The 23,610-nt window shown below is 67.5% G+C and carries 21 protein-coding genes; 11 read left to right on the forward strand and 10 right to left on the reverse strand.

Annotated features, from left to right (window positions below):
• The first annotated feature begins 6 nt into the window (after window positions 1-6).
• The 6 genes from D7I43_RS20970 (at window position 7) to D7I43_RS20995 (ending at window position 10,626) form a co-directional block, all read left to right on the forward strand.
• On the forward strand, window positions 7-1,917 hold the full coding sequence (locus D7I43_RS20970; protein ID WP_420870227.1) for an N-6 DNA methylase: 1,911 nt from the start codon (window positions 7-9) through the stop codon (window positions 1,915-1,917).
• A 120-nt stretch (window positions 1,918-2,037) separates the two neighbouring features.
• Complete coding sequence (locus tag D7I43_RS20975; RefSeq protein WP_120330241.1) at window positions 2,038-3,999, forward strand: type I restriction-modification system subunit M; 1,962 nt, start codon at window positions 2,038-2,040, stop codon at window positions 3,997-3,999.
• Window positions 3,996-5,255: a restriction endonuclease subunit S gene (locus D7I43_RS20980; RefSeq protein ID WP_120330242.1), complete on the forward strand. Its 1,260-nt coding sequence runs from the start codon at window positions 3,996-3,998 to the stop codon at window positions 5,253-5,255. Before D7I43_RS20975 ends, D7I43_RS20980 begins: the two co-directional genes overlap by 4 nt.
• Window positions 5,252-8,368, forward strand: a complete 3,117-nt coding sequence (locus D7I43_RS20985) for a type I restriction endonuclease subunit R (protein ID WP_120330243.1) — start codon at window positions 5,252-5,254, stop codon at window positions 8,366-8,368. Before D7I43_RS20980 ends, D7I43_RS20985 begins: the two co-directional genes overlap by 4 nt.
• Window positions 8,369-8,390: 22 nt before the next feature.
• Window positions 8,391-9,950 (forward strand): serine/threonine-protein kinase, encoded by a 1,560-nt coding sequence (locus D7I43_RS20990; protein WP_120330244.1) that lies wholly within the window; start codon window positions 8,391-8,393, stop codon window positions 9,948-9,950.
• 34 nt (window positions 9,951-9,984) lie between these two features.
• Window positions 9,985-10,626: a hypothetical protein gene (locus D7I43_RS20995; protein WP_120330245.1), complete on the forward strand. Its 642-nt coding sequence runs from the start codon at window positions 9,985-9,987 to the stop codon at window positions 10,624-10,626.
• An 87-nt stretch (window positions 10,627-10,713) separates the two neighbouring features.
• Here the strand turns inward: D7I43_RS20995 and D7I43_RS21000 are convergent, their stop codons facing one another.
• Window positions 10,714-10,914 (reverse strand): helix-turn-helix transcriptional regulator, encoded by a 201-nt coding sequence (locus tag D7I43_RS21000; protein WP_120330246.1) that lies wholly within the window; start codon window positions 10,912-10,914, stop codon window positions 10,714-10,716.
• A 132-nt stretch (window positions 10,915-11,046) separates the two neighbouring features.
• Here D7I43_RS21000 and D7I43_RS21005 point away from each other — a divergent pair, with 132 nt between their 5' ends.
• The 3 genes from D7I43_RS21005 to D7I43_RS21015 all read left to right on the forward strand — a co-directional run bounded on the left by D7I43_RS21005 (window position 11,047) and on the right by D7I43_RS21015 (window position 12,124).
• Window positions 11,047-11,328, forward strand: a complete 282-nt coding sequence (locus D7I43_RS21005; protein WP_240033081.1) for a DivIVA domain-containing protein — start codon at window positions 11,047-11,049, stop codon at window positions 11,326-11,328.
• A complete protein-coding gene (locus tag D7I43_RS21010) occupies window positions 11,325-11,576 on the forward strand; it encodes a hypothetical protein (protein WP_120330248.1) in 252 nt (83 codons plus the stop codon). The genes D7I43_RS21005 and D7I43_RS21010 overlap by 4 nt, the downstream gene beginning before the upstream one ends.
• Window positions 11,577-11,677: 101 nt before the next feature.
• The gene (locus D7I43_RS21015) at window positions 11,678-12,124 is read left to right on the forward strand and encodes a hypothetical protein (RefSeq protein WP_120330249.1); all 447 of its coding nucleotides are present in this window, start codon (window positions 11,678-11,680) and stop codon (window positions 12,122-12,124) included.
• Between the two features lie 5 nt (window positions 12,125-12,129).
• Here D7I43_RS21015 and D7I43_RS21020 read toward each other — a convergent pair whose 3' ends face one another.
• From D7I43_RS21020 to D7I43_RS21040, 6 genes are all read right to left on the reverse strand, one after another.
• Entirely contained in the window at window positions 12,130-13,011 is an 882-nt protein-coding gene (locus D7I43_RS21020) for a hypothetical protein (protein WP_147427274.1), read from the reverse strand.
• A 71-nt stretch (window positions 13,012-13,082) separates the two neighbouring features.
• Entirely contained in the window at window positions 13,083-13,691 is a 609-nt protein-coding gene (locus D7I43_RS21025; protein WP_158610125.1) for a thymidylate synthase, read from the reverse strand.
• A gap of 1 nt (window position 13,692) precedes the next feature.
• Window positions 13,693-14,412 (reverse strand): hypothetical protein, encoded by a 720-nt coding sequence (locus D7I43_RS21030; protein ID WP_158610126.1) that lies wholly within the window; start codon window positions 14,410-14,412, stop codon window positions 13,693-13,695.
• 28 nt (window positions 14,413-14,440) lie between these two features.
• Window positions 14,441-14,821 (reverse strand): TIR domain-containing protein, encoded by a 381-nt coding sequence (locus D7I43_RS32775; protein ID WP_158610127.1) that lies wholly within the window; start codon window positions 14,819-14,821, stop codon window positions 14,441-14,443.
• A gap of 32 nt (window positions 14,822-14,853) precedes the next feature.
• Window positions 14,854-15,861, reverse strand: coding sequence for a radical SAM family protein (locus D7I43_RS21035; protein ID WP_147427275.1), 1,008 nt, complete (start codon window positions 15,859-15,861; stop codon window positions 14,854-14,856).
• A gap of 114 nt (window positions 15,862-15,975) precedes the next feature.
• Complete coding sequence (locus D7I43_RS21040) at window positions 15,976-19,077, reverse strand: N-6 DNA methylase (RefSeq protein ID WP_120330254.1); 3,102 nt, start codon at window positions 19,075-19,077, stop codon at window positions 15,976-15,978.
• Between the two features lie 437 nt (window positions 19,078-19,514).
• On the opposite strand from D7I43_RS21040, the gene D7I43_RS33740 reads away from it, so the two are divergent.
• Window positions 19,515-20,354 carry a hypothetical protein gene (locus tag D7I43_RS33740; RefSeq protein ID WP_240033077.1) on the forward strand — a complete coding sequence of 280 codons (840 nt, stop codon included), beginning with the start codon at window positions 19,515-19,517 and terminating at the stop codon, window positions 20,352-20,354.
• Window positions 20,355-20,432: 78 nt separating this feature from the next.
• On the opposite strand, the gene D7I43_RS21055 is transcribed toward D7I43_RS33740, so the two are convergent.
• Together D7I43_RS21055 and D7I43_RS32780 are read right to left on the reverse strand one after the other, a co-directional pair.
• Complete coding sequence (locus D7I43_RS21055; protein ID WP_120330255.1) at window positions 20,433-20,768, reverse strand: hypothetical protein; 336 nt, start codon at window positions 20,766-20,768, stop codon at window positions 20,433-20,435.
• Window positions 20,765-20,926 carry a hypothetical protein gene (locus D7I43_RS32780; RefSeq protein ID WP_158610128.1) on the reverse strand — a complete coding sequence of 54 codons (162 nt, stop codon included), beginning with the start codon at window positions 20,924-20,926 and terminating at the stop codon, window positions 20,765-20,767. Before D7I43_RS32780 ends, D7I43_RS21055 begins: the two co-directional genes overlap by 4 nt.
• A 119-nt stretch (window positions 20,927-21,045) precedes the next feature.
• Between D7I43_RS32780 and D7I43_RS21065 the strand changes: the two genes are divergently transcribed.
• The gene (locus tag D7I43_RS21065) at window positions 21,046-22,356 is read left to right on the forward strand and encodes a hypothetical protein (RefSeq protein ID WP_120330257.1); all 1,311 of its coding nucleotides are present in this window, start codon (window positions 21,046-21,048) and stop codon (window positions 22,354-22,356) included.
• Window positions 22,357-22,517: 161 nt separating this feature from the next.
• Here the strand turns inward: D7I43_RS21065 and D7I43_RS21070 are convergent, their stop codons facing one another.
• Complete coding sequence (locus D7I43_RS21070) at window positions 22,518-22,772, reverse strand: hypothetical protein (protein WP_147427276.1); 255 nt, start codon at window positions 22,770-22,772, stop codon at window positions 22,518-22,520.
• Window positions 22,773-23,610 lie beyond the last annotated feature (838 nt).

The following is a 23,610-nucleotide window of genomic DNA, read 5'->3' on the forward strand; positions in this document are numbered from 1 at the left end:
TCCCGCATGGCCGGCGTCAGCCGGGCGACCGTCAGCAACTGGCGCCGCCGCCACGCCGACTTCCCGTCACCCTCTGGCGGGACTGAGACGAGCCCGGCGTACGACCTGGACGCGGTCCGTTCCTGGCTCAGCGCGCGAGGTCAGCTGCCTGCCGAGACGCCGGCGGAGGATCTGCGAGCGGCTCTGCGTGAACGCCCAGATACGGCGGAACCGACACGCCTGCTACCGCTCGTGCTCGCGGCGCAGCGGCTCGACCCTGCGAACCTCGGCAGGACCCTGGACCTGCCCGACGAGGACCTGATCCGGCGTGCCACCGACCTTGCGGGAGGCGCGGTGGCGTACGGCCGTGACGACGCGATGGCGCTGCGGGCGCTGCTGCGGTGCGTGCGAGCCGGCGGCGCCCTGGTGGCCGCCGACATTCTCGCCGAGCGAGGCACCGACGATTCGACAGGTACGTACCGAACGCCGGCGGCGGTGGCGGATCTGATGGCCGATCTGCTGCCCGGCGCCGACGGGGACTTCCCCTCCGACGTGTACGACCCGGCCTGCGGAATCGGCGGGCTGCTTGCCGCAGCTGCCCGGCATGGGGCTCGCCGGCTGTATGGGCAGGATCTGCTGCCCGCCCAGGCGGCGCAGGCCGCGACCCGGCTCGGTCTGCAACACCGCCACGCGAAAGCCGACATCCGCAGTGGCGACAGCCTGCGCGACGACGCTTTCCCGGACCTGGGGGCCGGCGCAGTGCTGTGCAACCCCCCGTACGGGAACCGCGACTGGGGCCAGGAGGCCCTCGCGTACGACCCGCGTTGGGCCTATGGCCTGCCACCCAAAGGTGAGCCCGAGCTGGCCTGGGTCCAGCACTGCCTCGCACACCTCGCACCCGGTGGTCGTGCAGTCCTGCTGATGCCTCCCGCGACCGCCGAACGCACCTCCGGCCGCCGCATCAGAGCGGAGCTGGTGAGGAGTCGGGCGCTCCGGGCGGTGATCGCGCTGCCGGCGGGGGCTGCACCACCCCCGCACGTCGGCCTGAACCTGTGGGTCCTGACGCGACCGGATGGCGAATCTCAGACGGCACCGGACACCGTGCTCTTCGTCGACGCCGCCGGACCAGGCCGGCAGGGCTGGGACAACGTCCGCGAGGCCGTGGTCAGCGCCTGGACGGCGTACGGGAAAGGGGTGTTCGAGGCCGTCCCCTCCGTGGCGCGGGCGGTGCCGGTCGTCGACCTGCTCGCCGGGCCGACGGACCTCGCTCCGGCCCGGCACGTTCAGTCGGTCACGACGGCCATCCGGCCCGCAGACCACATGCGGCAGGTACGGCGCCAGCGCGCCGAGCTGCGACACGCGGCGGACGCACTGATTAGCGTGACGGAGCGGGGTGAACGGTGGACCGCCTCCGGCAAACAACCGCAAACCTGGCGCACGACTGCGGTCGCGGACTTGCTCCGAGGCGGGGCGTTGGCATTGCTGCGTGCTGTTCCCTCCGGTCGGGCGGCCACTCTCGACTCGGACGTCGAGATCCGCGCGGGGGATGTCATCCTGCCGGAGCTGTTCGCCCGGCCGTACCGCGCCCGCGTCGCCGATGCCGCCGACGATGGCCGACCGCTGGGCCGGCAGCATCTCCTGCTCCGCCCCGACCCGCAGCGCCTGGATCCGTGGTTCCTCGCGGGCTTCCTCAGCGCGGAGGAGAACGTCAACGCGGCCGCCACCGGGAGCACGATCGTGCGAGTCGATGTCCGCCGGCTGCAGGTGCCGGTCATGACGCTGGCCGACCAGCAACGGTACGGGCGCGCGTTCCGGCAGGTGCAGGAGTTACGCGACGCGGCCGACACGGTGAGCCGGCTCGCCGAGGAGGCCGCCGACGCCCTCGGCGTCGGCCTGACCGGCGGAGCGCTGCTTCCACCGGACGAGGAGCAGCCGTGACCGATGTTGCGCTGCCACCATTCGCGGTGGCGTGACTACCGTAAGACTCCCCAACTGGATTGACTTTGCTGGGACCAGGGGCGCTCGCGCGCCCGACGAGTAGTGAAAGCGAGCTGTTACGTGAGTACCCACCAGAGCCTGGCCGGCTTCATCTGGTCGGTCGCCGACCTCCTGCGCGGTGACTACAAGCAGTCGGAGTACGGCAAGGTGATCCTGCCGCTGACCGTGCTGCGCCGCCTGGACTGCGTCATGGCGCCGACCAGGCAGGCGGTGTGGGATCGCGACGCCTCGCTGAAGCTCACCAACAAGGACCAGTTGCTCCGGCTCGCCGCCGGCCTGCCGTTCTACAACACGTCCAAGCAGAGCTTCGAGACCATCGGGGCGTCCGCCCCGGACGTGGCGAAGAACCTCACCGACTACATCAACGGCTTCTCGCCGAACGCCCGCGAGATCATCGACAAGTACGACTTTCACACGCAGATCGCGCGCCTGCAGTCGGCCAAGCTGCTCTATCCGGTGGTGCAGAAGTTCCGGGACATCGACCTCAGCCCGGAGCGGGTCGACAACCACCAGATGGGCTACGTCTTCGAGGAACTGATCCGGCGCTTCTCCGAAATCTCGAACGAGACCGCCGGTGAGCACTTCACCCCGCGCGAGGTCATCAAGCTCATGGTGAACCTGCTCATCGGGCCGGACAGCGGACACCTCACCGGAGCTCCGGTGATCAACGTCCTGGACCCGGCCTGCGGCACCGGCGGCATGCTCTCGGCGGCGGAGGAGGTCATCACCTCGCTCAACCCGAACGCGACGGTGCGCCTCTTCGGTCAGGAACTGAACCCCGAGTCATACGCCATCTGCCGTTCCGACCTGATGCTCAAGGGCCAGGACCCGTCGAACATCCACCTGGGCAACTCGTTCAGCGACGACGGCCACGAGGGCCGGCGGTTCGACTACCTGCTGGCCAACCCGCCCTTCGGGGTGGAGTGGAAGAAGGTGAAGGACGAGGTCGAGGCCGAGGCCAAGCTCGGGCACGCGGGCCGCTTTGGCGCTGGCCTGCCGCGCATCAACGACGGCTCGTTTCTCTTCCTGCAGCACATGATCTCCAAGATGGAGTCGCCGGAGAAGGGCGGGTCCCGCATCGCCATCGTCTTCAACGGCTCGCCGCTCTTCACCGGCGCCGCGGAGTCCGGCGAGTCGAACATCCGCCGCTGGATCCTCGAGAACGACCTGCTCGAGGGCATCGTGGGCCTGCCCGACCAGCTCTTCTACAACACCGGCATCTCCACGTACTTCTGGATCCTCTCCAACCGGAAGGCCGAGAACCTCAAGCGCAAGGTGATCCTGCTCGACGCCCGGGACCAGTGGGTCAAGATGCGCAAGAGCCTCGGTGACAAGCGCAAGATGATCTCCGAGGAGCAGATCGCGTACATCACCCGGCTCTACGGCCAGGCGCTCACCATTGCGGCGGACGAGTCGCACCCGGACCACGGCAAGGTCAAGGTCTTCCAGGCCACGGACTTCGGCTACCAGCGGATCACCGTGGAGCGGCCGCTCAAGCTCCGCTTCGAGATCACCGAGGAGACCCTTGCCGCGCTCGCGGAGAGCAAACCCCTGTCGCGGTACGCGCACCGTGACGAGCTGATCGGCGCGTTCAAGCCGCTGCTCGGCACCGTGTGGCGCACCAAGGCCGAGGCCAAGGACGCGCTCCACGCGGCGGCGGTGGCCGGTGGCGCGCTGTGGCCATCAGGTGCCGCCGGAAAGGCCATCCTGGACAGCGTCTCCATCAGCGACCCGGACGGTGAGGTGCAAAAGGTCAAGGGCGAGGTCGTCCCGGACCCGGACCTGCGCGACTACGAGAACGTCCCGCTAGCCGAGGACATCCACGAGTACTTCGAGCGCGAGGTACGGCCGCACGTCCCCGAGGCGTGGATCGACGAGAGCAAGACAAAGATCGGGTACGAGATCCCGTTCACTCGCCACTTCTATGTGTACAAGCCGCCAAGGCCACTGGCCGAGATCGACGCCGAACTTAAGGCACTCGAAGCTGAGATTCAGGAACTCCTTACCGAGGTGACGAAGTGACCGATGTGCTCGGCGTTTCGCTTCCTGTGACATGGTCGGCATCGAGGCTCAAGCACGTTACATCGTTCCTGAATCGGGGAACTGCGCCTGACTATGTCGATGTAGGGGCCGTGCGAGCGATTAGTCAAGCAGCCAATCAGGACGGTGGGTTGGACTGGTCCCGCACCAGATTCCACAACTTTTCAGGCGATCCTGCGCGCCTGAAAGGTCTTCTCTACCCACACGATGTTATTGTCAACTCTACTGGGACTGGCACTCTCGGTCGAGTCGGCTATTTCAGGGGATCGCCCGACGGTATTCCTTGCATGGCGGACGGTCATGTGTCAATAGCGCGGTTTCTGCCTTCGAGGCTGTATCCACGCTACGCATACTACTGGATGCGCGCCCAGCAATTCCAGGATTATATCTACGCCGCATTGGTGGTCGGCGCTACGAATCAAATCGAATTGAACAGGGAGCGGCTCGCGGACGCTCCAGTTCCGCTGCCGCCGATTGAGGAGCAGCGGCGGATCGCCGACTTCCTCGACGCCGAAACCGCCCGCATCGACACGTTCATAGAGCTTCGAAGCCGATGGGCTAGCCTGCTCCTGCAGCGGTTCGATGAGTCGGTTCGGCAGTCGACTCGAGAGAGCGGCGATGAACGATTCATCCCGCTTCGCCGCATCCTAGCTCGCATCAAAACCGGGGCAACACCACGGGCTGATCAAACTGACCTGTTCGTCGAAAAGGGTGTTCCTTGGTACACTCCTGGTTCCTTTTTATCCGGCGTCTCGCTTGGATCGGCAGAAAGGTCGATAGATCCAAGTGCGGTCAAGCGGAGCGTTCCACGGTTCCCTGTAGATTCGGTTGTTATCGTCGGCATCGGGGCGACGGCGGGACGTGTTGCGTACCTTGATAGAGATGGAACTGGAAACCAGCAATTGACTGCGCTTACCTTCCAGCCGGAAGTTCACGCGCGCTTCTTGGCCTGGCAACTTTACGCCGTCACTGATGAGTTGCGGCAACTTGCACCCTTTACTACCTTGCCTATTATTAACAATGACTTCTTGAAAGCGTTCCCCGTCTGGTCGCCTGCCCCTGAGAGGCAGCGCGCTATTGCTGCGGATATCGATCGAGATTGGGTATTGCTGCAGGATTTGCTAGATGCGCAAGAGAGGCAGAGGGCGCTGCTTGCGGAAAGGCGGCAGGCGTTGATCACGGCGTCCGTGACCGGGCAGTTCGATGTCACAACTGCGAAGGGGGTCGATCTGCCGTGAGCGCGCACGTCTACAACGAGCAGGCGTTTGAGGAAACCATAGAGGCCGAACTCCTCGGGCACGGCTGGCACCGGGGGCTGTCCAACGGCTACCGGCCCGACCTCGGCCTTGACACCGGCGAACTGGACACCTTCATCGGGGCGACCCAGAAGAAGGAGTTCGAGAGGCTCATCACCGCCTACGGCGATCTGCCCACCGCCCAGCGGGAGTTCGCGAAGCGCGTCGCGGTCGAGATCGACAAGCGGGGTGTGCTCGACGTCCTCCGCAACGGGGTGAAGGACCGGGGCGTCACCATCCAACTCTGCTACTTCCGGCCCGGCCACACTCTCGCCGTCGGCGCGCTCGACGAGTACCAGGCGAACCGGCTCACCGTGGTCCGGCAGTTGCGGTACTCGGCGAAGACGGCCGACGAGCTGGACCTGGGCCTGTTCGTCAACGGCATCCCGATCGCCACGGCGGAGCTGAAGAACACACTCACCGGGCAGGACGTAGAGGACGCGAAGCGCCAGTACCGCAAGGATCGCGACCCGAAGGAGCTGATCTTCGCGCGGCGTACCCTCGTGCACTTCGCTGTCGACCCGCACCTGGTCTTCCTGACGACGCGGCTGGCCGGGGAACGGACCCGGTTCCTACCCTTCAACGTGGGCTCGAACGGACCTGGGGTGTCCGGCGGTGCGGGCAACCCGCCGGCTCCGGCCGACGGCTACCAGACCTCCTACCTCTGGCGGCAGGTGTGGCAGCGGGACAACTTCCTCGAACTGCTGCAACGGTTCGTGCACGTCGAGGTGCCGAAGAAGGGCAAGCCCAACCCGCACGCCAGCCCATTGATCTTCCCGCGTTACCACCAGTGGCACGCCGTGCGGCGGATGGTCGACCACGCCGCACGTCACGGTGCGGGCCACAACTACCTGATCGAGCACTCGGCCGGCTCGGGTAAGTCGAACACCATCGCCTGGCTGGCGCACCGGCTGTCCAACCTGCACGACGCGAACAACCGACCGGTCTTCGAGAAGGCCATCGTCATCACCGACCGGGTCGTGCTGGACCGGCAGTTGCAGGACACGATCTTCCAGTTCGACCACGTGGCCGGCGTGGTCAAGAAGATCGACGAGGACTCCCAGCAGCTCGCCGACGCCCTCACCGGCTCGACCGCCCGAGTGATCATCACGACGTTGCAGAAGTTCCCGTTCGTGCTCGACAAGGTCGCCAAGCTGGGCGAGCGCCGGTACGCGGTGATCATTGACGAGGCGCACTCGTCGCAGTCGGGGGAGTCGGCGAACGCGTTGAAGAAGGCGCTCGGTCGGCTCGGCTCGGACGACATCGACGCCGACGGCGACCTGCTGACCGCCTCTGCCCTGGCGCGGGGCAGGCACGCCAACCTGTCCTACTTCGCCTTCACCGCCACGCCGAAGCAGAAGACGCTGGAACTGTTCGGCACCCGTAATCCCGAGACCGGGCAGATGGAGCCGTTCCACGTCTACTCGATGCGCCAGGCCATCGAGGAGGGCTTCATCCTCGACGTGCTGCGCAACTACATCACGTACGAGGCGCGGTGGCGGCTGGCCAACGCGGCGGTCGAGGCCGCGGAGACCGCCGACCCGGAGGTCGACCCCAAGAAGGCCAAGGCCAAACTCGTACGGGCGGCCGAGCTGCACCCCGAGTCGCAGGACCAACGGGCGCAGATCATCATCGAGCACTTCCGTACCGAGGTCAGCGAGCGCATCGGCGGGCGGGCCAAGGCGATGGTGGTGACCCGCTCCCGCGAGCACGCGCTGCGCCTCTACCAGGCGATGCGTAAGTACCTCGACAAGCGTGGCATCACCGACTGCGCGCCGCTCGTGGCGTTCTCCGGCACGCTCACCCTCGACGGCATCGACTACACCGAGCCGAAGCTGAACGGCTTCTCCGAGGCGGCGCTGCCGGACGCGTTCGCGTACACGAAGATCGGCGATCCGCAGGCCGCGGCCCGCAACCAGACCGAGTACCGGATCCTGGTCGTCGCCGAGAAGTACCAGACGGGGTTCGACCAGCCGCTGCTCGCGGCGATGTACGTCGACAAGCCGCTCGCCGGTGTGGCAGCCGTGCAGACCCTGTCCCGCCTGAACCGCACCCATCCGGACAAGACGCAAGACGACGTCTTCGTGCTCGACTTCGCCAACAAGGCCGAAGACATCCAGAAGGCGTTCAAGCCGTACTTCGAGACCACCATCACCGAGCCGACCGACCCGAACCTGCTCTACGACAAGCAGCGCGAGGTGATGGACCATCAGCTGCTGGTCGAGTCCGAGATGGATGCGTTCGCAGAGGCGCTGCTCGCCGCCGAGCAGTCCTCGACGACCGCCGAGCAGTTGGAGAAAGCGCACGCTGCGCTCTACCGGTTCCTTGAGCCGGCGGTCGACCGGTTCACCGAACTCGCCAAGGACGACCGGGACCGCGCCGAGGAGTTCCGCTCGTCGGTGAGCGACTACGTCCGGGCGTACGGCTTCCTCGCCCAGGTCGTCGGTTACGCCGACCCGGACCTGGAACGCCTCTACCTCTACAGCCGGTTCCTGCTCCGGCGGCTGCCCCGTGAGCCCGGCGCCGGCGTGGACATCGGCCAGACGACGCTGAGTCACCTGCGCATTCGCAAGCTCGGCGAGGAAGACCTGTCGCTGCAGCCGTCCGGTGCGCACCTCATCCCCGGCTTCTCTCCCGACGGCGGCGCCGCCCGTCAGGTCGAGGAGAAGCCGCTCAGCGAGGTGATCGAGGAACTCAACGAGCGCTTCGGGTACGACCTCAGCTCGTCCGACCAGATCCTGCTCGTGCAGCAGATCATCTCGCTGGCCGAGGACGAGAAGATGCAGCAGGTCGCGCTCAACAACGACATCGAACGGTTCGGCCAGGTCGCCGATCCCGAACTCGACAACATCGTGGCCCGCAACCACGACCGCAACACCGCGTTCGTCGGCCGGTACTTCGACAACCCGGAGTTCCAGGCAGCCGTCAAGGCGGAGGCCCGCCGCCGTGCGTACAGCCTGATCCTGAGTCCGTCTCGGGCCGAGGCGTTGCGCAAGCTCCGCAGCCAGGTCTCGGGCGCGACCGAGAAACGTGAGACAGTGACCATCGGCGAGTGACGATCCGGGGGAAGACACGGCTGTGAACGAGGCGGCACCGGCTGAGGAGTGGGTCTTCGCGGACCGGTACCGCGTCGACGCGCTGATCGGCAGCGGCGGCATGGGGGCGGTCTGGAGCGGCTACGACCGGCACCTGGACCGACGCGTGGCGATCAAGCTGATGCGAAGCACGTCCGGGCCCGTGGCGAGTTTCGGCAGTGCGGAGAGCGCCGCGTTCGCCGAGGCCGCAGCGGCCGACCGGGAGCGGTTCCTCCGGGAGATCCGTACGACTGCCAAGCTGGAACTGCCCGGTATCCCCGCGGTGTACGACTTCGGCGTCGAGGAGTCGACCGGCCGCATCTACCTGGTGATGCAGCTGGTGTACGGGCAGACCCTCGAGGAGCTCATCGCATCCCGGGACTATGCCGCCGACCCGTGGCCGATCAGCTGGGCTGCGGCCATCACCGCCCAGGCGGCCGCCACCCTTGTCGACGTCCACCGGGTCGATGTCGTCCACCGTGACATCAAACCCTTGAACCTGATGGTCACCGACGGGGGACTGGTGAAGGTCCTCGACTTCGGCGTGGCCATCCTGCGCGGCGCCAGCGCCCTGCCCCGGCTCACCCAGATCGGCCACACCGTCGGCAGCCCGCCGTACATGCCGCCCGAACAGGCCCTGGGCAACCCGGTCGGGCCGGCCAGCGACGTCTACGCGTTGGGTTGCGTGCTGTACCAGACGCTCACCGGGCGGGTCCCGTTCCTCGAGACGGCCAATCGCTCCTACCAGGATCACCACGTCAACACCCCGGCACCGTCGGCGCGGATGCTGCGCCCCGACGTGCCTGCCAACCTCGACGATCTGATCGCGCAGATGCTGGCAAAGCGGCCCGCGGATCGGCCCACCGCGGAGGCCGTCTACGAGAAGCTGCTTCCGCTCGCTGCCCGGCCCGGGACGGCCGGAGCCGGCGGCAACCGGGACCCGCGCCGGCCGTTCCTCCGCCCACTCGCCCCGGCGCCCCGTCAGCGCGGTGCCGCCCCCGCCGCCAAGCCGACACGGGCGACGTCGACGCCGCTGAGCGTCGACGAGGCGATCGAGATCCGGCAGCGGGTGGGCGACCTGGTCGAGGATTCGCAGTTCCAGCAGGCGATCGATCTGCTGGACGAGGCGGTCGAACGGGCCGCTGCTGAGCCGGCGTTGAAGCTGGAGATGCAGGTGGCTCTCGCATCGACGCTGTGGTTCGCCGACGAGTTCAGCCGGGTGGCGTCCGTCCTCGACGAGATCCTCCCAAAGCTCGACGGCGGCGACGACATGGCGGTGCTCTACTACTACTCGGGCGTCAGTAACGCCGAGATCGGCAACATCGACGAGGCCATCACGCGGCTCACCGAGTTCCTCGCCCTCGCGGAGCCGTACGACCCCCTGCACCGGGACGCCACCTACCGGCTCGGCATGATGCTGCCCGCCGTCGGCCGTGCGACCGAGGGCCTTCGACATCTCGAGGCGCTCCGGCCGATCCTCGTCGCCGAGTACGGACCGGAATCTGTGCATGTGAAGACACTGGACGGTCGGATCGCCCAGATCAGGCGGGGACCCGATCTCTAGCAACGGCAATGTGGACGTTGGGGGGGGGGAACGAATGACGCTGATCGCAGGTGAGGCTGAGGTGGCCGCGGTCATGGCCGAGTTGGTCGGCCGCCGTGCTGTCTTCCACTCGGAGGCCGACTTCCAGCACGCCTTCGCCTGGACGCTGCACAGCCTGCGGCCCTCGGTCCAGGTCCGGTTGGAGGTCCGGCAGGCCGGTGGAGAACACGTCGACCTACTGTGCTTCGGGTCGCAGGGGCGCACGGCCATTGAGTTCAAGTACTTCACCGCACGGTGGGACGGCACCGACCCGGCGACCGGGGAGCGCTTCCGTCTGCGCGAGCACGCGGCCGACGACCTGGCCCGACGCAACTTCGTCTTCGACGTCGCGCGGCTGGAAGGACTCTGCGCTGCCGATCCGAGCCTGACCAACGGCTTCGCGATCATGCTGACCAACCACCAGCCGCTGTGGGCCCCGCCCAGGCACTCTCGACTCACGCGCGACCAGCACTTCCGAATCCACGACGGGCGTACCTTGACGGGCACCCTGCGGTGGGGGACCGAGGGTCGCTACTACGCGAACAACGAGCGGAACCTCACCGGCAAGTACACGCTTGCCTGGAATGACTACACCCGGCTCGACGGCGCGAACGGGCAGTTCCGCTGGTTGGCTGTCGGGGTCCGGCTTCCACGTTAGGTCAGGACCGGAACCAGCTCGACGCCACGTCACCGGCCGGCAGTACGTCTCGCGGCTTGGCCGCGCATCGCTCGGATCTGCCGGTCGCTATTCCTCCGAGTCCTGCAGGTCCCGCCGGTGTTCCTTGATCCACCGTTCGACGTCCGCGGCACGCCAGATGCGCCCAACGGACAGCACGGCCACCGGATCAGGAAAGGACTTCGAGTTGGTGATCTGGTACGCGCGCGTCCGTGAGACGCCCAGCATCTCCTGGATCTCCTGGCTGGCCACCAGCCGAAGCTCTTCCACGCCGTCACGTTAAGAGCAGGCGAACTGAACACACGCTCAGTGTGCAGATGTACTGTTCATGTGCTCCCTGCTCGTGTAGGCTGTGCATCTGCACACGCCGCTCGGCGTGGGAGGAGGAAGGCAGAGTTGAGCATCCGCAACCAAGGGTCTTTGCCGGCAGGCGGTGGTGCGACCTACCGATCCAATACGTACACGAGTCTGCTGCCGTGGCAGGTGCGCGAGCGCCGATTCCAGCCCTCCCGGCTCGGACGCCGCGGCCTCGACCCCGACGAGGTGTACGCCTTCCTGGACCGGGTGGCTGCCGACATGATGGCGCTCCACGCCGAGATCACGAAGCAGCGCCAGGAGAACCTGCGGATCAAGGTCGCGCTGCGCCGGTGGCAGTCCGAGCAGGCCGAGGGTGGCCGTCGGTGAGCGCCCGTTTCGTGATCCACCTGCCGGTCGTCGCCGCGGATCTGCTGGCGGCGCAACGCCTGGCCCGAGTGGTCGGCCGCTGGATCGCCGTGTTGCCGATGATGGACCCGGGGGAGATGACCGTCTCCGACGAGGACATGCAGTTCGTTCGGCACCGCGTCTTCTGCGACGTGCGGCTGGCCGGTGGTCGGCGCTGTGTGCTCCGCGATGGCCACGACGGTGAGTGCGCTCGCCGCCTGCGTCGCTGATGGTCGCCGACACGGACGGGCGGACGGTTCTTGAACCATGGCCAGTTCTCGTGGGAGGGTCCCCCCATGCCGGAGCGACACTTGTCCGCAGGACCTGCGGCATGAAGCTGCTCCGACGGCGACGGCACCTCAACCGCAGCGAGTGCCGGGCGATCATCGAGGCGGCGGCGACGCTCGCTTCGATGTTCCACCTGACGTGGAGAGTCGCCGACAACGCCTCGGGCCAGAGCCCGGCGGCGCTGGCCGCCAGCCTCGCCGAGGCCCGCCGAGAGGATCGCACTTTCGTTGTGCCCGAAGATTCGCGATGCTGGTTCGACCTCAGCTTCGACATCCCGGACACCGGATATGCCCTGGCCCTGATCCTCGTGTGGTCGGTCGCCGCGGGCCGGACAACGGATGGCGCTGCTGCGAACGGGGACCACGTGTCGGTCGCGATGTGGCATCTGCGCCACCTGCTGCCGCGCTCGGCACACCGCGCGCTCGCCGACATCGAGGAGGCCTTCGCGCGGATTGATTCGTCGGCACCCACGGACGTGCGGGTCGGCTGATCGTCTCACCCGAGGTCTGGAGGCTGCCGCCTGGCAGCTCGCTCCAGGTGCATCAACAGCAGGAACGGCTTGGCCCGCTGAGCTGCCTTGCGCCAGGTGAGTGCTCGGAGACCGTACTTGAAGACGACCGTTGACGGCACAGTGGCACCGAGGACGTCCCACACCACCTCCTGCGCGGCCTGGCCGGCGACGCGTGGCCGGGCGAACTCCGCGACCGTCTCGCGGTAGCGGCGGGTCAACTCACGCGCGGTCGCCTCCGGTGTCAGGACCGGGTCGAGCCCCCTCGACAGCGCAAGCAATGACTCGTCCAGCAGGCTCCGGAAGCCGGCGTTGTACCGGCGCGACTCGACGATCTGATCGACGTTGAGCTGGTCGAGCGAGCCGATCTGCAACTGTCCCAGCACCTCCCGGACCACCGCGGTCTCGAAGCGTTGCGGTTTCGGCCGACCGAGGCTCCGGGAGAGCTGGACCTTCACCGCCGGGTTGGACAGCATGCCGTCCTGCCGCAGTTCAGAGGAGATGACAAGGGAGGCCATGTGGTTGCGCAGGCTCACGATCTCCGCCGCACCCTGCCGCAGCGTGCGCGTGTCGATCTCGGTTCGGCGGTACGCCTCTTCCCGAATCGCCCGCATCACCTCGTCCATCCGGGTCAGGCTCTCGCGCATCTGCCCCTGGGGAATGACCAGGTCAGCGCGGCGTCCCCGCTTGGCGCCCTGACCGAAGCGCACCCGGCCACCGTCGTCGACCTCGTACTCGTGGCCCCAAAACCCGAGGAGCCCAGCCTCCCGCAGTTCGTCGACCCGCCGGTTGATCTCGGCAGCACGGTTCCGGTACGCAGCCGGGACCTCGAAGGAGGCCCGCAGCACGACGCGGTCGGAGAAGAACACGACCGACTGCAACACCTTGTCAATGGTGTGCGTGTCGACGAGGCCGCTGTCCAGCAGAGTGAGTGATCGTGTCATCGTGCCCCGCCCAGATAGGTGAGGTAGTCCACCTCGTACAGGTGCATGCTCCACGAGTGGTAACAAACCTTGCTGCCGCTCAGCCCGAGAGCGAGGGCGGCGTCGGAGGCCAGCTGCGCGAAGGTCAACAACTCGGGCACGAACCCGACCCAGACGTCGACGCTTCGAGCGGTGAGGAAGAGGACGAGGTCGTCGCCGACGATCCGGAGAGCACCACCGACCGGCGACACGGGGAAGCGACCGCCGAGGTCCTCCTCCGGCCGCCACATCGAGAAGACTGCCGACCTGCTGTGCTCGTCCTGCCGAAGCGCTTCGGTGGCCTGCTCGAACTGGTCGATCGCCGAGCCGTCCGCGGCGACCCAGCCCCGCAGCCGCTGGTAGAGCAGCGACGATTCCCGCTGGTCGCCGAAGATCCGGTCGCGGTAGTCCTTGATCAGTTCCGGGTACAGGTACCCCTGGGGCGGGGTCAGGTCTGCCGGGTTCCCCAGCCAGACGGTGAGACCTGGGATGTCGAAACAGATCCCGTGCCGCGTCGCGACCCGCGCCGGCTGGCCTTGGGAGAAGAGCGACAGCACGTGGTGCCAGCCGGACGCGACGGTAGCCACCTCAAGCTCCACGCAATGGTCCCCCTGGCGATTCCCGCGTCATCGACGCCGCCCTCCGTCTCGTTTGCCGCGGTGACGGCTCACCGGACGCCCCGCCTGTTGCCTCGCAGAAGCTCGGCAGGGGCAGCACCGGCAGCGCCCGCAAATCGATCAGTGTTACCTCGCTGAGAGACGCGGTACGGGTCACGACACACACGTCGGTGGCGAGAAGCGGCACCTCCACGTCGAGTCCGTTCGCGGCCAGGGTCTGACCCGACGTCACGAGCAACACTCCGGCGCCGTTGTCGTCCGCGCGGATGAGGCCCTCGGCGGCCCCGTGCAGCCGTACGATTCGCATCGGTCGCAGGTTCGCGCACGAGGCCATCCAGGCCTGGGTGATGGCCGGGTACTCGGTGTAGATCGTGCGCGGCTTTCGGCCGGCAACGGTGCAGTAGGTGACGAACGACGTCCGGGCCGGCGGCAACGCGCGGAGAGTGAGCGCCTGGTCGTTCGCGAGGCACCATTCGACGCATACGTCGTAGCCGGTGATGCCGATGTCGACCGCTCCCGAGGCCACGAGTTCCGGTATGTCGAAGCCCCGGCATTGGATGAGCGAATCCGCGCCCGAGCGGTGCCACAGCGACCTCGGGTGAGCCTCGTCCAAGCCGGCGAAGCGGCTGCCGACAATGTCGGCGACTGGGCCGTACAGTCGACTCGAGGGACTGGGCACCGCGACGATCACTGCGGCCTGCCCACCGCATCGGCCCTGGTCACCGACGCACTCCGGCGCCGATGTCCTCGACCGGGACCACCGCGTCGACCAGCGCCCGGAGCGCGAACTCCGCCGGCTGCTCGGAGAACAACACCACCTTGCCCTGCCCCACGGCGTAGCCCACCTCGATGCACACACTGACGCCGGCGTATCCGCCGTTGGCTACGACGAAGATCGCGTCCGATCTCGCGATCTTCGCGAGGAAATCACGCGTGAGTTGGATCTTGTCCGACTCGTCGACCCGCACATGCTGTTCGTTGAAGTCGTAGCGCGGGGTGTAGACGGTCATGCCGAGGTCGCGGAACGCCGCCTCGGCAAGCTGGGCAGTGTCGTAGAACTTGGAGCTGCTGCATATCGTGACTGCCTTGATCTCCGGCATCGGTCCTCCAAGGGTGCGGTCGGTATTCGTGCTCAGGTGAGCGGTACCAGATGTCGGGGTTCGTCGAGATACCCGACATCGGCGTGCCGCCGCAGAATCTTCTCCCACACCATCGAAGGCGCTTCGGATTCGGCTGGTCGAGGCAGCCTGCGGCGGTCCGCCAGCGCGGGATAGTCCAGGTGGAAGGGGCGCACCGCGAGTCGCCGCGGGAGTCCCGGGCTGATCCGGGCCAACTCGTGGTAGCTCATGTCGAGTTGTTCTGCGGTCCAGTCGATGGCGCCGACCGCCGGAAACAGATCGAAGCCAAGTTCGAGTGCCAGGGCGATCCCGTCGCGGATAGCGGGCCAGTCGCCGCTGCCAGGCGGGTGATGGAGCGTCGTGTGCACCTTGACGCGCCGCAGCTCCTCGCGCTCGGCCACGGACAGCCGCAGGGCGCTCTGATGCCACGCGTACGGCAGGGCGGAGAGGTTCGACTCCACCTTGAGGACGACGGAGCCGAGCAGGCCCCGTGCCGCCAAGGCACGGTAGATCTCGATCACGAGGGAGGGGGCGAGCAGCGGCTCCCCGCCGCTCACGCGTAGCAGGCTGAGCTGCTGACCGGCAGCCTGAGCCGTATGCCTGAGCGCGAGGAACTCGTCCACTACCCCGTCGGCGTTCGTGACGAAGGCATCCCGACCGGCCAAGTGGCGGTAGTCGACGTAGCAGTAGGAGCAGCGGAAGTTGCAGGCGGCGACGTGCGTGATGGCCGCCAGGTTGTGCTCCGACCAGTGCCCTCCAAGCTCCGCCGCCACCGTCACCGGGCTGTCGGACAGATTGGCCACATGGCGCAACCCCGCGAACTCCGGCAGAGAGGTGGGCAACCGCATCCGGTCCCGCCGTACTGGCGTGAAGAAGCGGAACTGCCGGTTCTGTACGCCGCCGAGGTCCGTCTTGCGAAGGTCGGTGAAGGCGTAATCGCCGCCACCGACATTCACGATCCGATGTGCTCTGAGCAGTATCGGCCGTTCCTTCGAGGCGACAGCGGGCGGTTTGCTGGCCACTCAGCCCTCCATCAGGGGGTGTCGAGATAGCTTGCTCGTCAATGTTCATCGACGAGCCACCGGCTGTGAAGGTGCTTCGTAGGACCGTGCAGTCCAGAGGCGCGAAAGGGCCCATCAGCCAAGCATGTCCATGACGATGGCCTCGACTTCCGGCGTGGCGGGGTGCCGCGCGAGTTCGGCTCGGACCTGACGGCGCAGGGCCACGAAGTTCGCGCCGTCGGTGAGACGGAGTCCAGCGACAGTCTCGTACTGCTGCCGGCCAAGTTCCGCGAGCCGCTGGTGCGTCCGGTTGTCCGCCTCGTAGAGGGGGATGGGAAGCTTCCACAGGTGCTTGTCGACGTGTCGCTCGTCCTTCCCGTACGACATGAACGGACGGACGAGCGCGGTGAGCGCCGCACTGTTGAGGATCGCGCTCAGGTAATGGCCCTCGGCTCGCGTCTGAATCGTGCAGTGGTAGAGGCTGTGTTCGACTATCGACGCAGGATCGTCGACGATAGCGGCGGCGACGTGCATGCCGGACGCGGCATAGGCCAGACGAAGGGGCGGTGCGGGGAGCTGCGTGGTGAGTTTGCGCCGGAAGTCGAGCTGCTCGGCGAGGGTGAGGCGGTTGTTGCTGCGCTGAGCTTCCCATACGGCTTCCGCCTGCCGCCACCACTCGGCGAGGCCAGGGTAGTAGTCGAGCCGGGGGTCGGCGCCGGTCAGCAGGGCGGAGCCGTCCAACGGGAGCACCGCCTTCCTGACCGGTAGGATCCGGTATGGCAGCAGGCACTCGCCGAGCAGCACCGGGCGGATGAAGTCGGCCTCCACGACGCCGTGCAAGGCGGGTAGGTTCTTCCACGGTGCCTTCTCTAGGGTGCTGCGCGCCGAGCGTACGGCGCGGCGGCCGGTACCGAGGCCGAGCGGTCCACCCGATTCCGTCTCGACGAAGAACAGCAGCCGCGGCACGATCGTGGCGCCCTGTGCGAAGCGCGGCTCGTATGGTGACTCCGTGAGCGCCGGTTCGCTGGAGACGAGGTCGGCGGCCTCTCGGGTGATGAAGGGTTCGACCGCGCTCCACGATCTGGCGCTCGCGGGTACACGTCCGGTCCACTGTTCGGCCACCGAGGGCAAGCGGCGATACGTGGTCAGTGCGGCCCGGTTTCCGAAGACGACGCCGGCGCCGCGCGGGAAGGGATGGGGCCGCAGGCGACGTAGGTCCCAGGAGCCGGTGAAGTCGACGCCGGTCAGCTCGCCCTTGTCTTCATACCAGCCGCTGCGGAAGCCCTCGTAGTATTCGCGATCGAGCACCGCGTTGGGCATGACGAAGGCGAACGCGCCGCCGTCGCGTAGGTACTGCTGGACCGCTCTGGCGACGAAGAGAGCGGAGAGGTCCTGGTGCGTCGCGAACTCTCTGCCGTGCCACAGTCCGCGCTCGCGAGAATGTTCCTTGAACTGTGCCTGCATTTCCCGTGGCATCTGACGGTACGACAGCCACGGCGGATTGCCGATCAGGACATCCACCCGGCTGTCCCGCATCGCCAACCAAACAGGCCGGGCCAGGTTGCGAAGGTAGTAGCTCCAGATGTGGTCGCGCCCCTCGTCGTGCAGCCGGCACATCGCCTCGAAGGTGTCGAGAAGCATTGGCTGGTCCTCGGGTGCGATTCTCATGAGGTGAAAGAACCCGTCCAGTGCGGGCGGGTTGTCCGGATCTCGCGGCTTGGCCGCCATGCCAGCGAGCCTGGCGACGATTCGGTCGAAGTGACCCGGATCCGCGAGGAGCGTCTTCGGGAAGCGGAGCCAGTCTTCGACTTCGCTTGCGTTGTGGCCGGCGCTAATGCGCACGTGGTCGTCGGTGAAGAGGTCCAGGCGTTCCCGCCACTGCATGCTGTCGCCGAGGTACACGGGAATGGTGATCGGCCCGCGTGGACCGTTGAGGCGCTCGTGCCCGATGGCGAGCAGGTAGGTCACCCGGGCGAGCGCTACGGCGACGGGGTGCAGGTCGACGCCGACCACGTGCTGGGCGAGTTGCGTCAGCGCGGCGTCGACGGGAACGGCCGCAGCCTCCGCCGCGGCGAGGTATCGCCGTACGGCGTGGAAGAGGAAAGTACCGGAGCCGCAGGACGGATCCAGCACCCGTTGCCCCAGCGGATCGGTGACGACGGTGTCGACGATGTGCTCGGCGAGCCAGTCCGGCGTGTAGTACTCGCCCATCCGCTTGCGCGTCTCAGCGCCGATCATGGATTCGTAGAGCACCTTCAGGATGTCGTGGTCGGCGTTCGTCCAGTCGAAGCGGGCGAGCCGGCGGGCAAGACCGTGAAGGAACTCGCGACCGCTCGGGACCTCAGTGGTCCATCCGAAGAAGTCGTGCTCAACCACGCCGAGGATGCCGGCCTGGTCGAACTGCTGCCCGGTGATCAGACCCTCTGGTTGCAGCCCCATCACGTCGATGCCCACGACGAGGTGCGCGATGATGTGCGCGCTGTTCATGAGTAGCGTGTGCTCGACGAAGAGGCCGGGGTCGTCGACGAACTGCGTGCCCAGGGCGCTGTCCAGCAGCTCCGCCCACAGCTTTTTCTTCAGCTCCACGGTTGGCAGCTGCTTGTGCTCTTCATAGAGGGCGGCTAGCGCCGCGCGATCCAGCTTGTGGGAGGTGCTCTCGGCGCCGAGGCGACGGGCAACTTCCGTCGGGGTGGGTTGGACCTGGTGGCTTGTGGCCAGCACCCCTTCCAGCCAGTAGAACAGGCTGAGCCCGTCGGGGCGGGTGGGAGCGAGCGCGTGGCTGTCGACGAGGGTCAAAAAGTCGTTCTTCAGCTGGTACGCGCGCCAGGTGGCGCCGTCGGTGAGGATGCCGACGTATCGCTGGCCGCTCTCCAGGCTCCGCGACCGAACGTAGCCGCCGAGCTGCCGCTCGGCCTCCAGCAGCGGACGCCCGGTCTGGAGTCGTCGCTTGACCTCGATGATGGTGTAGCCGATTTCGATGTCGATGCGTCGGCCGCCGCCAGCCGGGGCTTCGAGGTCGACGTCGAGGTGGGCGTCGGAGAGCCCGAAGTCGCCGGCCAGGAGAAGCTGGCGGATGTCGGCCTGCAGGGTCGCTTCGCTGCGGGAGGCACGCCGATCGGCGATCCGCGCCAGCAGGGGCTGCAGTGACGGGGGGAAAGCCTCCGGCGTGCGTACCTGCGGCCGGGATGACGAGCGACGGCTCCGGCCTCCGTCTGACGCACCGTCCGAGCGGGCCATACACCAGTGTGGATATTGCGAGTCGCTGAATCCAAGAGATGGTGAATCACTGTCGGATTATGGACAGCTCACTTACGGTGACCGGCAGGACGGCCAGGAGCAGAGGACGTCACGTGGATCCACCTGCCGGTCGTCGCCGATCTGTCGGCTGCGCCACGCCTGGCGCGAGTCGTCGGCCGCTGGATCGCCGTGCTGCCGATGATGGACCCGGGGGAGATGACCGTCTCCGAGGAGGACGTGCAGTTCGTCCGGCACCGCGTCTTCTGTATGTGCGGTTGCCCGGTGGCCGGCGCTGTGTGCTCCGCGGCGGCCACGACGGTGAGCGCGATGCCTGCGCCACTGACGCAATCAGGCGTTCCGCCGCGCCGACTGGCCGTTGCGCCGAGTGAGTAGTGATCATCACGCCGCTAACGTGCGCAGCACGGGAGGTGATCGACGTGGCGCGGCGGTGGGACGCCTGGTTCGAGCAGGGGCATCTCGTCGTTCGGCGCCGGCGCCTGCTGCCGTGGCTGAAGGCGGACGTCCGGCGGATTCCGTTGGCCTCGGTCGTCGACATCGGGTCGCCCACCGCGACCGACCATGCGAAGCGGCGGGCACAGCTCACCATCCAGGACCTGTCGGCGTCCGACCTGATCGAGACGATCCCGGTCAGGTTCACGCCGGAGCAGTGGGAGCACGCCGGCTGGTTCGTGCGGCAACGGCAGGCGCCGCGGGTCGAGCCCTCGCGGCCCGGGGAACCTCCGTCGGAGCCTCCGCCCCCGTCCCGCCCGGCCATCGACGTCCGCGTCCCGCCGCAATCATGGCGACAGGCGGCGTCCACTACCGCTGCCCAGGCCCACCTGTCCGCGGAGGCGGCTACGACGCCGTCGCACCGGGCGGCTGCGGCGTCCGCAACGCCGGTGATGCGGGCCGGCGACGGCAAGCGGTCGGTGTGGCTGTGGCGGCAGGACGACGAGATCCACGCCTCGCTCGTTCCGGTTGGTCACGCCACGCCGCGCAAGCTGAGCCCCGCCGACGTCGCCAAGCTCCTGCTTGCCGATCCGGCCAGGGCGATGCCGGCGATCCGTGCCCTGACCGGCATCGCCGACAGCGAGCAGGCACTCGCTCGGCTGCGAAGCTGGCGGCGATCGGACCGGGTCGTTGTCAACCTCAGCGCCTCCGACCTTGCGGGGCGGCGGGTCACGGAGGCCCTGCAGAAGCCGGGCCGGAGCAACCCGGACGGCACCGTACGAACCGTGTCCGGCGGCCTTCCGAGCCTGAACAAGCGACGCCGGTAGACCCGAACAACGGAGACGCCGGCCGCACATGGACGGCGGAGCCGGTCCTCGGAAACGATGCCGGCATCTCCGTCTTCCTCACTTGGCGAGCGAGCCCAGGCCGAGACCGTCGAGCAGGTTGATGCGATCGTCGTCGCGGATCACCTCGTAGCCGCGCTCACGCAGCTCGGCGACCAGATCAGCCTCGCCGTCGAGCGGGACCTTCAGGTACTCACCGTCGTGAACCGTGAGCACGATTTCGCCGTACCGATCCTGCAAGTCCTGCGGCAGCACGGTGAGTGCCCGCGTCGTGACCATTTCGGGCCAGCTCATGTCCTCGACGGCACCGACCGAGGTGATGTCGAAGGGCTTGTCGTCGGCGTGGTCCTCCGGCTCGTAGCAGTCGGGGCCGGCGGGGTTCCACAGGTGGGTCATCTGCACCTTGCGCGCCTCACCCCGGTACGCGCGGACGCGAGCGCCCTGATCTCGGCGGCCTCCCCGGCGGCGGTGTCAGCGTCGACGAAGGCGAGACAGTCGTAGTTGGTGGCGTGGCCGTAGACCAGGCGGCGGGTGTTCGGGTGGTGCGTCGTCATGGCGCAGATCCTGCCCCCGACCACCCCACAACCAAGATCGGCATACGGTCGGAGGATGATCCGCCGGTCGGGTGACCGTTAGGCTGGCCCTTCCGGGCCTCCCCATCTGGAGCAACGCCATGTCCGACAGCGTCTTCGCGCAGTTCACCGCCGACGACGACCGGCTCGCCGTCGCCTTGCTCGTGCAGCCGGCGATCAACGCCGCCCTGGTGCACAACCGGGTGCCGCTGGTCCGCCACCTCACGCTGACCAACCGGGGAACCGAGCCGCTGTCGGACGTGACGCTCACCCTCGACCTGCGAGGGCCCGACGGTGCGCTCACCGAGCCGTGGACGCGCACTCTCACCACCCCGCTGCGGCCGGGCGCGAGCACCGGCTGGGACGACTTCCGGGACGTGACGCCCGACCGGGCGCTGCTCTACCGCACCGACGAGGCGTTCCCGGTCGACTACCGCCTCACCGTCGAGGCGCAGGACAAGACTCTGAGGCTGGTCGCACCAAGTGCCGTGCTCGCGCACAACGAATGGTTCAACAGCCCCGCCCTCTACGACAGCCTCGCGGCCTTCGTGCAACCGAACACCCGGGCGGTCGAGGCGGTGCTGCGGTCTGCGGCGCAGATTCTGCTCGCGCGTACCGGCTCGGGCTCACTGCAGGGCTACCAGGACGGGCCGGAGCGGGCGGCGCTGATCGCCGGCGCGGTGTACGAGGCGCTGCGTCAGCTTGAGATCACCTACCAGACGCTGCCGGCGTCGTTCGAGAACAGCGGCCAGAAGGTGCGGACGACGGCCGCGGTGCTGGACGGGCGGCTGGGCAACTGCCTCGACCTGTCCGTCACGTACGCCGCCTGCCTGGAGGCGGCGGGTCTGCATCCGCTCATCTTCATCAGTGAGGGGCACGCCTTCGGCGGCTTCCTGCTGGAGGAGGAGCGGCTCGGCTCGGCGGCCGTGACCGAGACGAACCTGCTGATCTCGATGGTCGACTCGGGTCGGGCGGTGCCGGTCGAGTTGACCCGGATCGGGCCGGGCGCGCAGTCGGCGACGTTCACCGAGGCGGTACGGGTGGGGCTCGGCCACTTCCGGGGGGAGGGTCACCGCCTGCAGGGCGTCGTCGACGTCCACCTGGCTCACCGTTCCGGGATCCGGCCACTGCCGTCGGCCGACGAGTTGGTGGCGCCCGCACCGGTCGATACCGAGACGAGTGCCGGCACCGGTGCGGCGTCGCTCGACCTCCCACCCGGTGTGGCCGCCGCGAAGCTGCGCCAGCTCGCCGACGAAGGCGACGAGGTGACACCGCTCCGGGCGGGCATGGAACGACTGGGCTACCGACGCCGCACGGAGAAGCTCGACAAACTGCTGCGGTACGGGCTGCACGTCGCGCTGACCAGCGGCCGCCTCCGGCGGGACGCCAACGGGCTCCTCTCGCTCGGCTGAGTGTCGGGACGCTGCGCACTGGACGCACCGGCCGGCGGCACCCTCCTGCTCGGGGAGGGTGCCGCCGGAATGTGCTCATGCTCGCGGAGCAAGAGGTGTCAGAGCGATGAACTCGATCCGCTTCACTCCGTCGACCCGGAACGCGGTGCGTCCCTATGAAACTAGTAGCACTTGATGCCGCTGGGACCGCTGATCACGTACCACTCGTGCTGCCCGTATCCGGTCCTCATGGTGTAGCAGTTCTTCTTCGGCCAGTTCCACTGGCAGGCCACCCAGCTGTTGTCACCAGTGGACTTCGTGCGGTTGTTCTGGCAGATGTACGTGTTTCCGCCGCCGGTCCACTGCCCGAGCTTGAAGTAGCCGTTGGCCTTGTTGTTCCTCACGTAGATGGCCCGCCGGTCAAACCGGATACACATGGTCGCGTTGTATCCCGACGGGCTGTAGCACTGGATGTTGCTGGCGGTCGCGCCGGACCAGACCGTCGATTTCGAGACGTTGGTTCCGTTCTTCCAGTAGAGCGACCCGGCGGACGCCGGAGCTGCGAACACCGTCGCGGATGCCACCGCCAACGCGGTGGCCAACAGAGCCGAGCAGGCCAGTGAGCGGAGACGTGTCACAGTCTCTCCCTTCCAGGGTTCGGTCCGGCAACATGGGCCGGAACAGCAGGTCATTGCGCACCCTCGGAGCCGTCCACCAGCAACTGTGATTCGGCTGGACCGGCATCCTCGTGGGACCGAGTCTGGCAGGAATACTTCGACGAACGGCTATGCGTATCGCGTCTTGAGGAAATCTTGAGTTTGAATGTCCGGGCACGGGCCCGAATCTCATCGCTGATGATCACAGGGAGGGCCCGCAAACAGTGGCGACCAGAGTCCCCGAGCAGCGACTACGCGCTCACGGCGATTCCCATCGATGCTGCCGCCGCTCGTGGGCCGAGTGGGACCAGCGGGCCGGGGCGCCGATGCCTACGGTCGAGCCACGAGCGCCGACGACGATGACACCAGCGAGGGTCAGATCACGGTTCGCCGCGTTCATCTCGTCCACGAACCGGGTAGAGCCACAGATGCAGACGATCTCAGGTCGGTCGGACACGGCTCAGTCCTTCGGGTCGAACGGAGACCCGTCAAGGTTGCGTCCCGCCGGGTGGTGTAGAAGCTGACCTGCCACGGCGTGCCGCCGAGATAGGGGTGGGTCATCGCGTGAGTCTCTGTGTGAACGACCAAGAACACGCAGAGGACGGAGTACGCGATGACC

Origin of the sequence: Micromonospora globbae (genome assembly GCF_003610785.1) — a bacterium.
Taxonomy (GTDB): domain Bacteria; phylum Actinomycetota; class Actinomycetes; order Mycobacteriales; family Micromonosporaceae; genus Micromonospora; species Micromonospora globbae.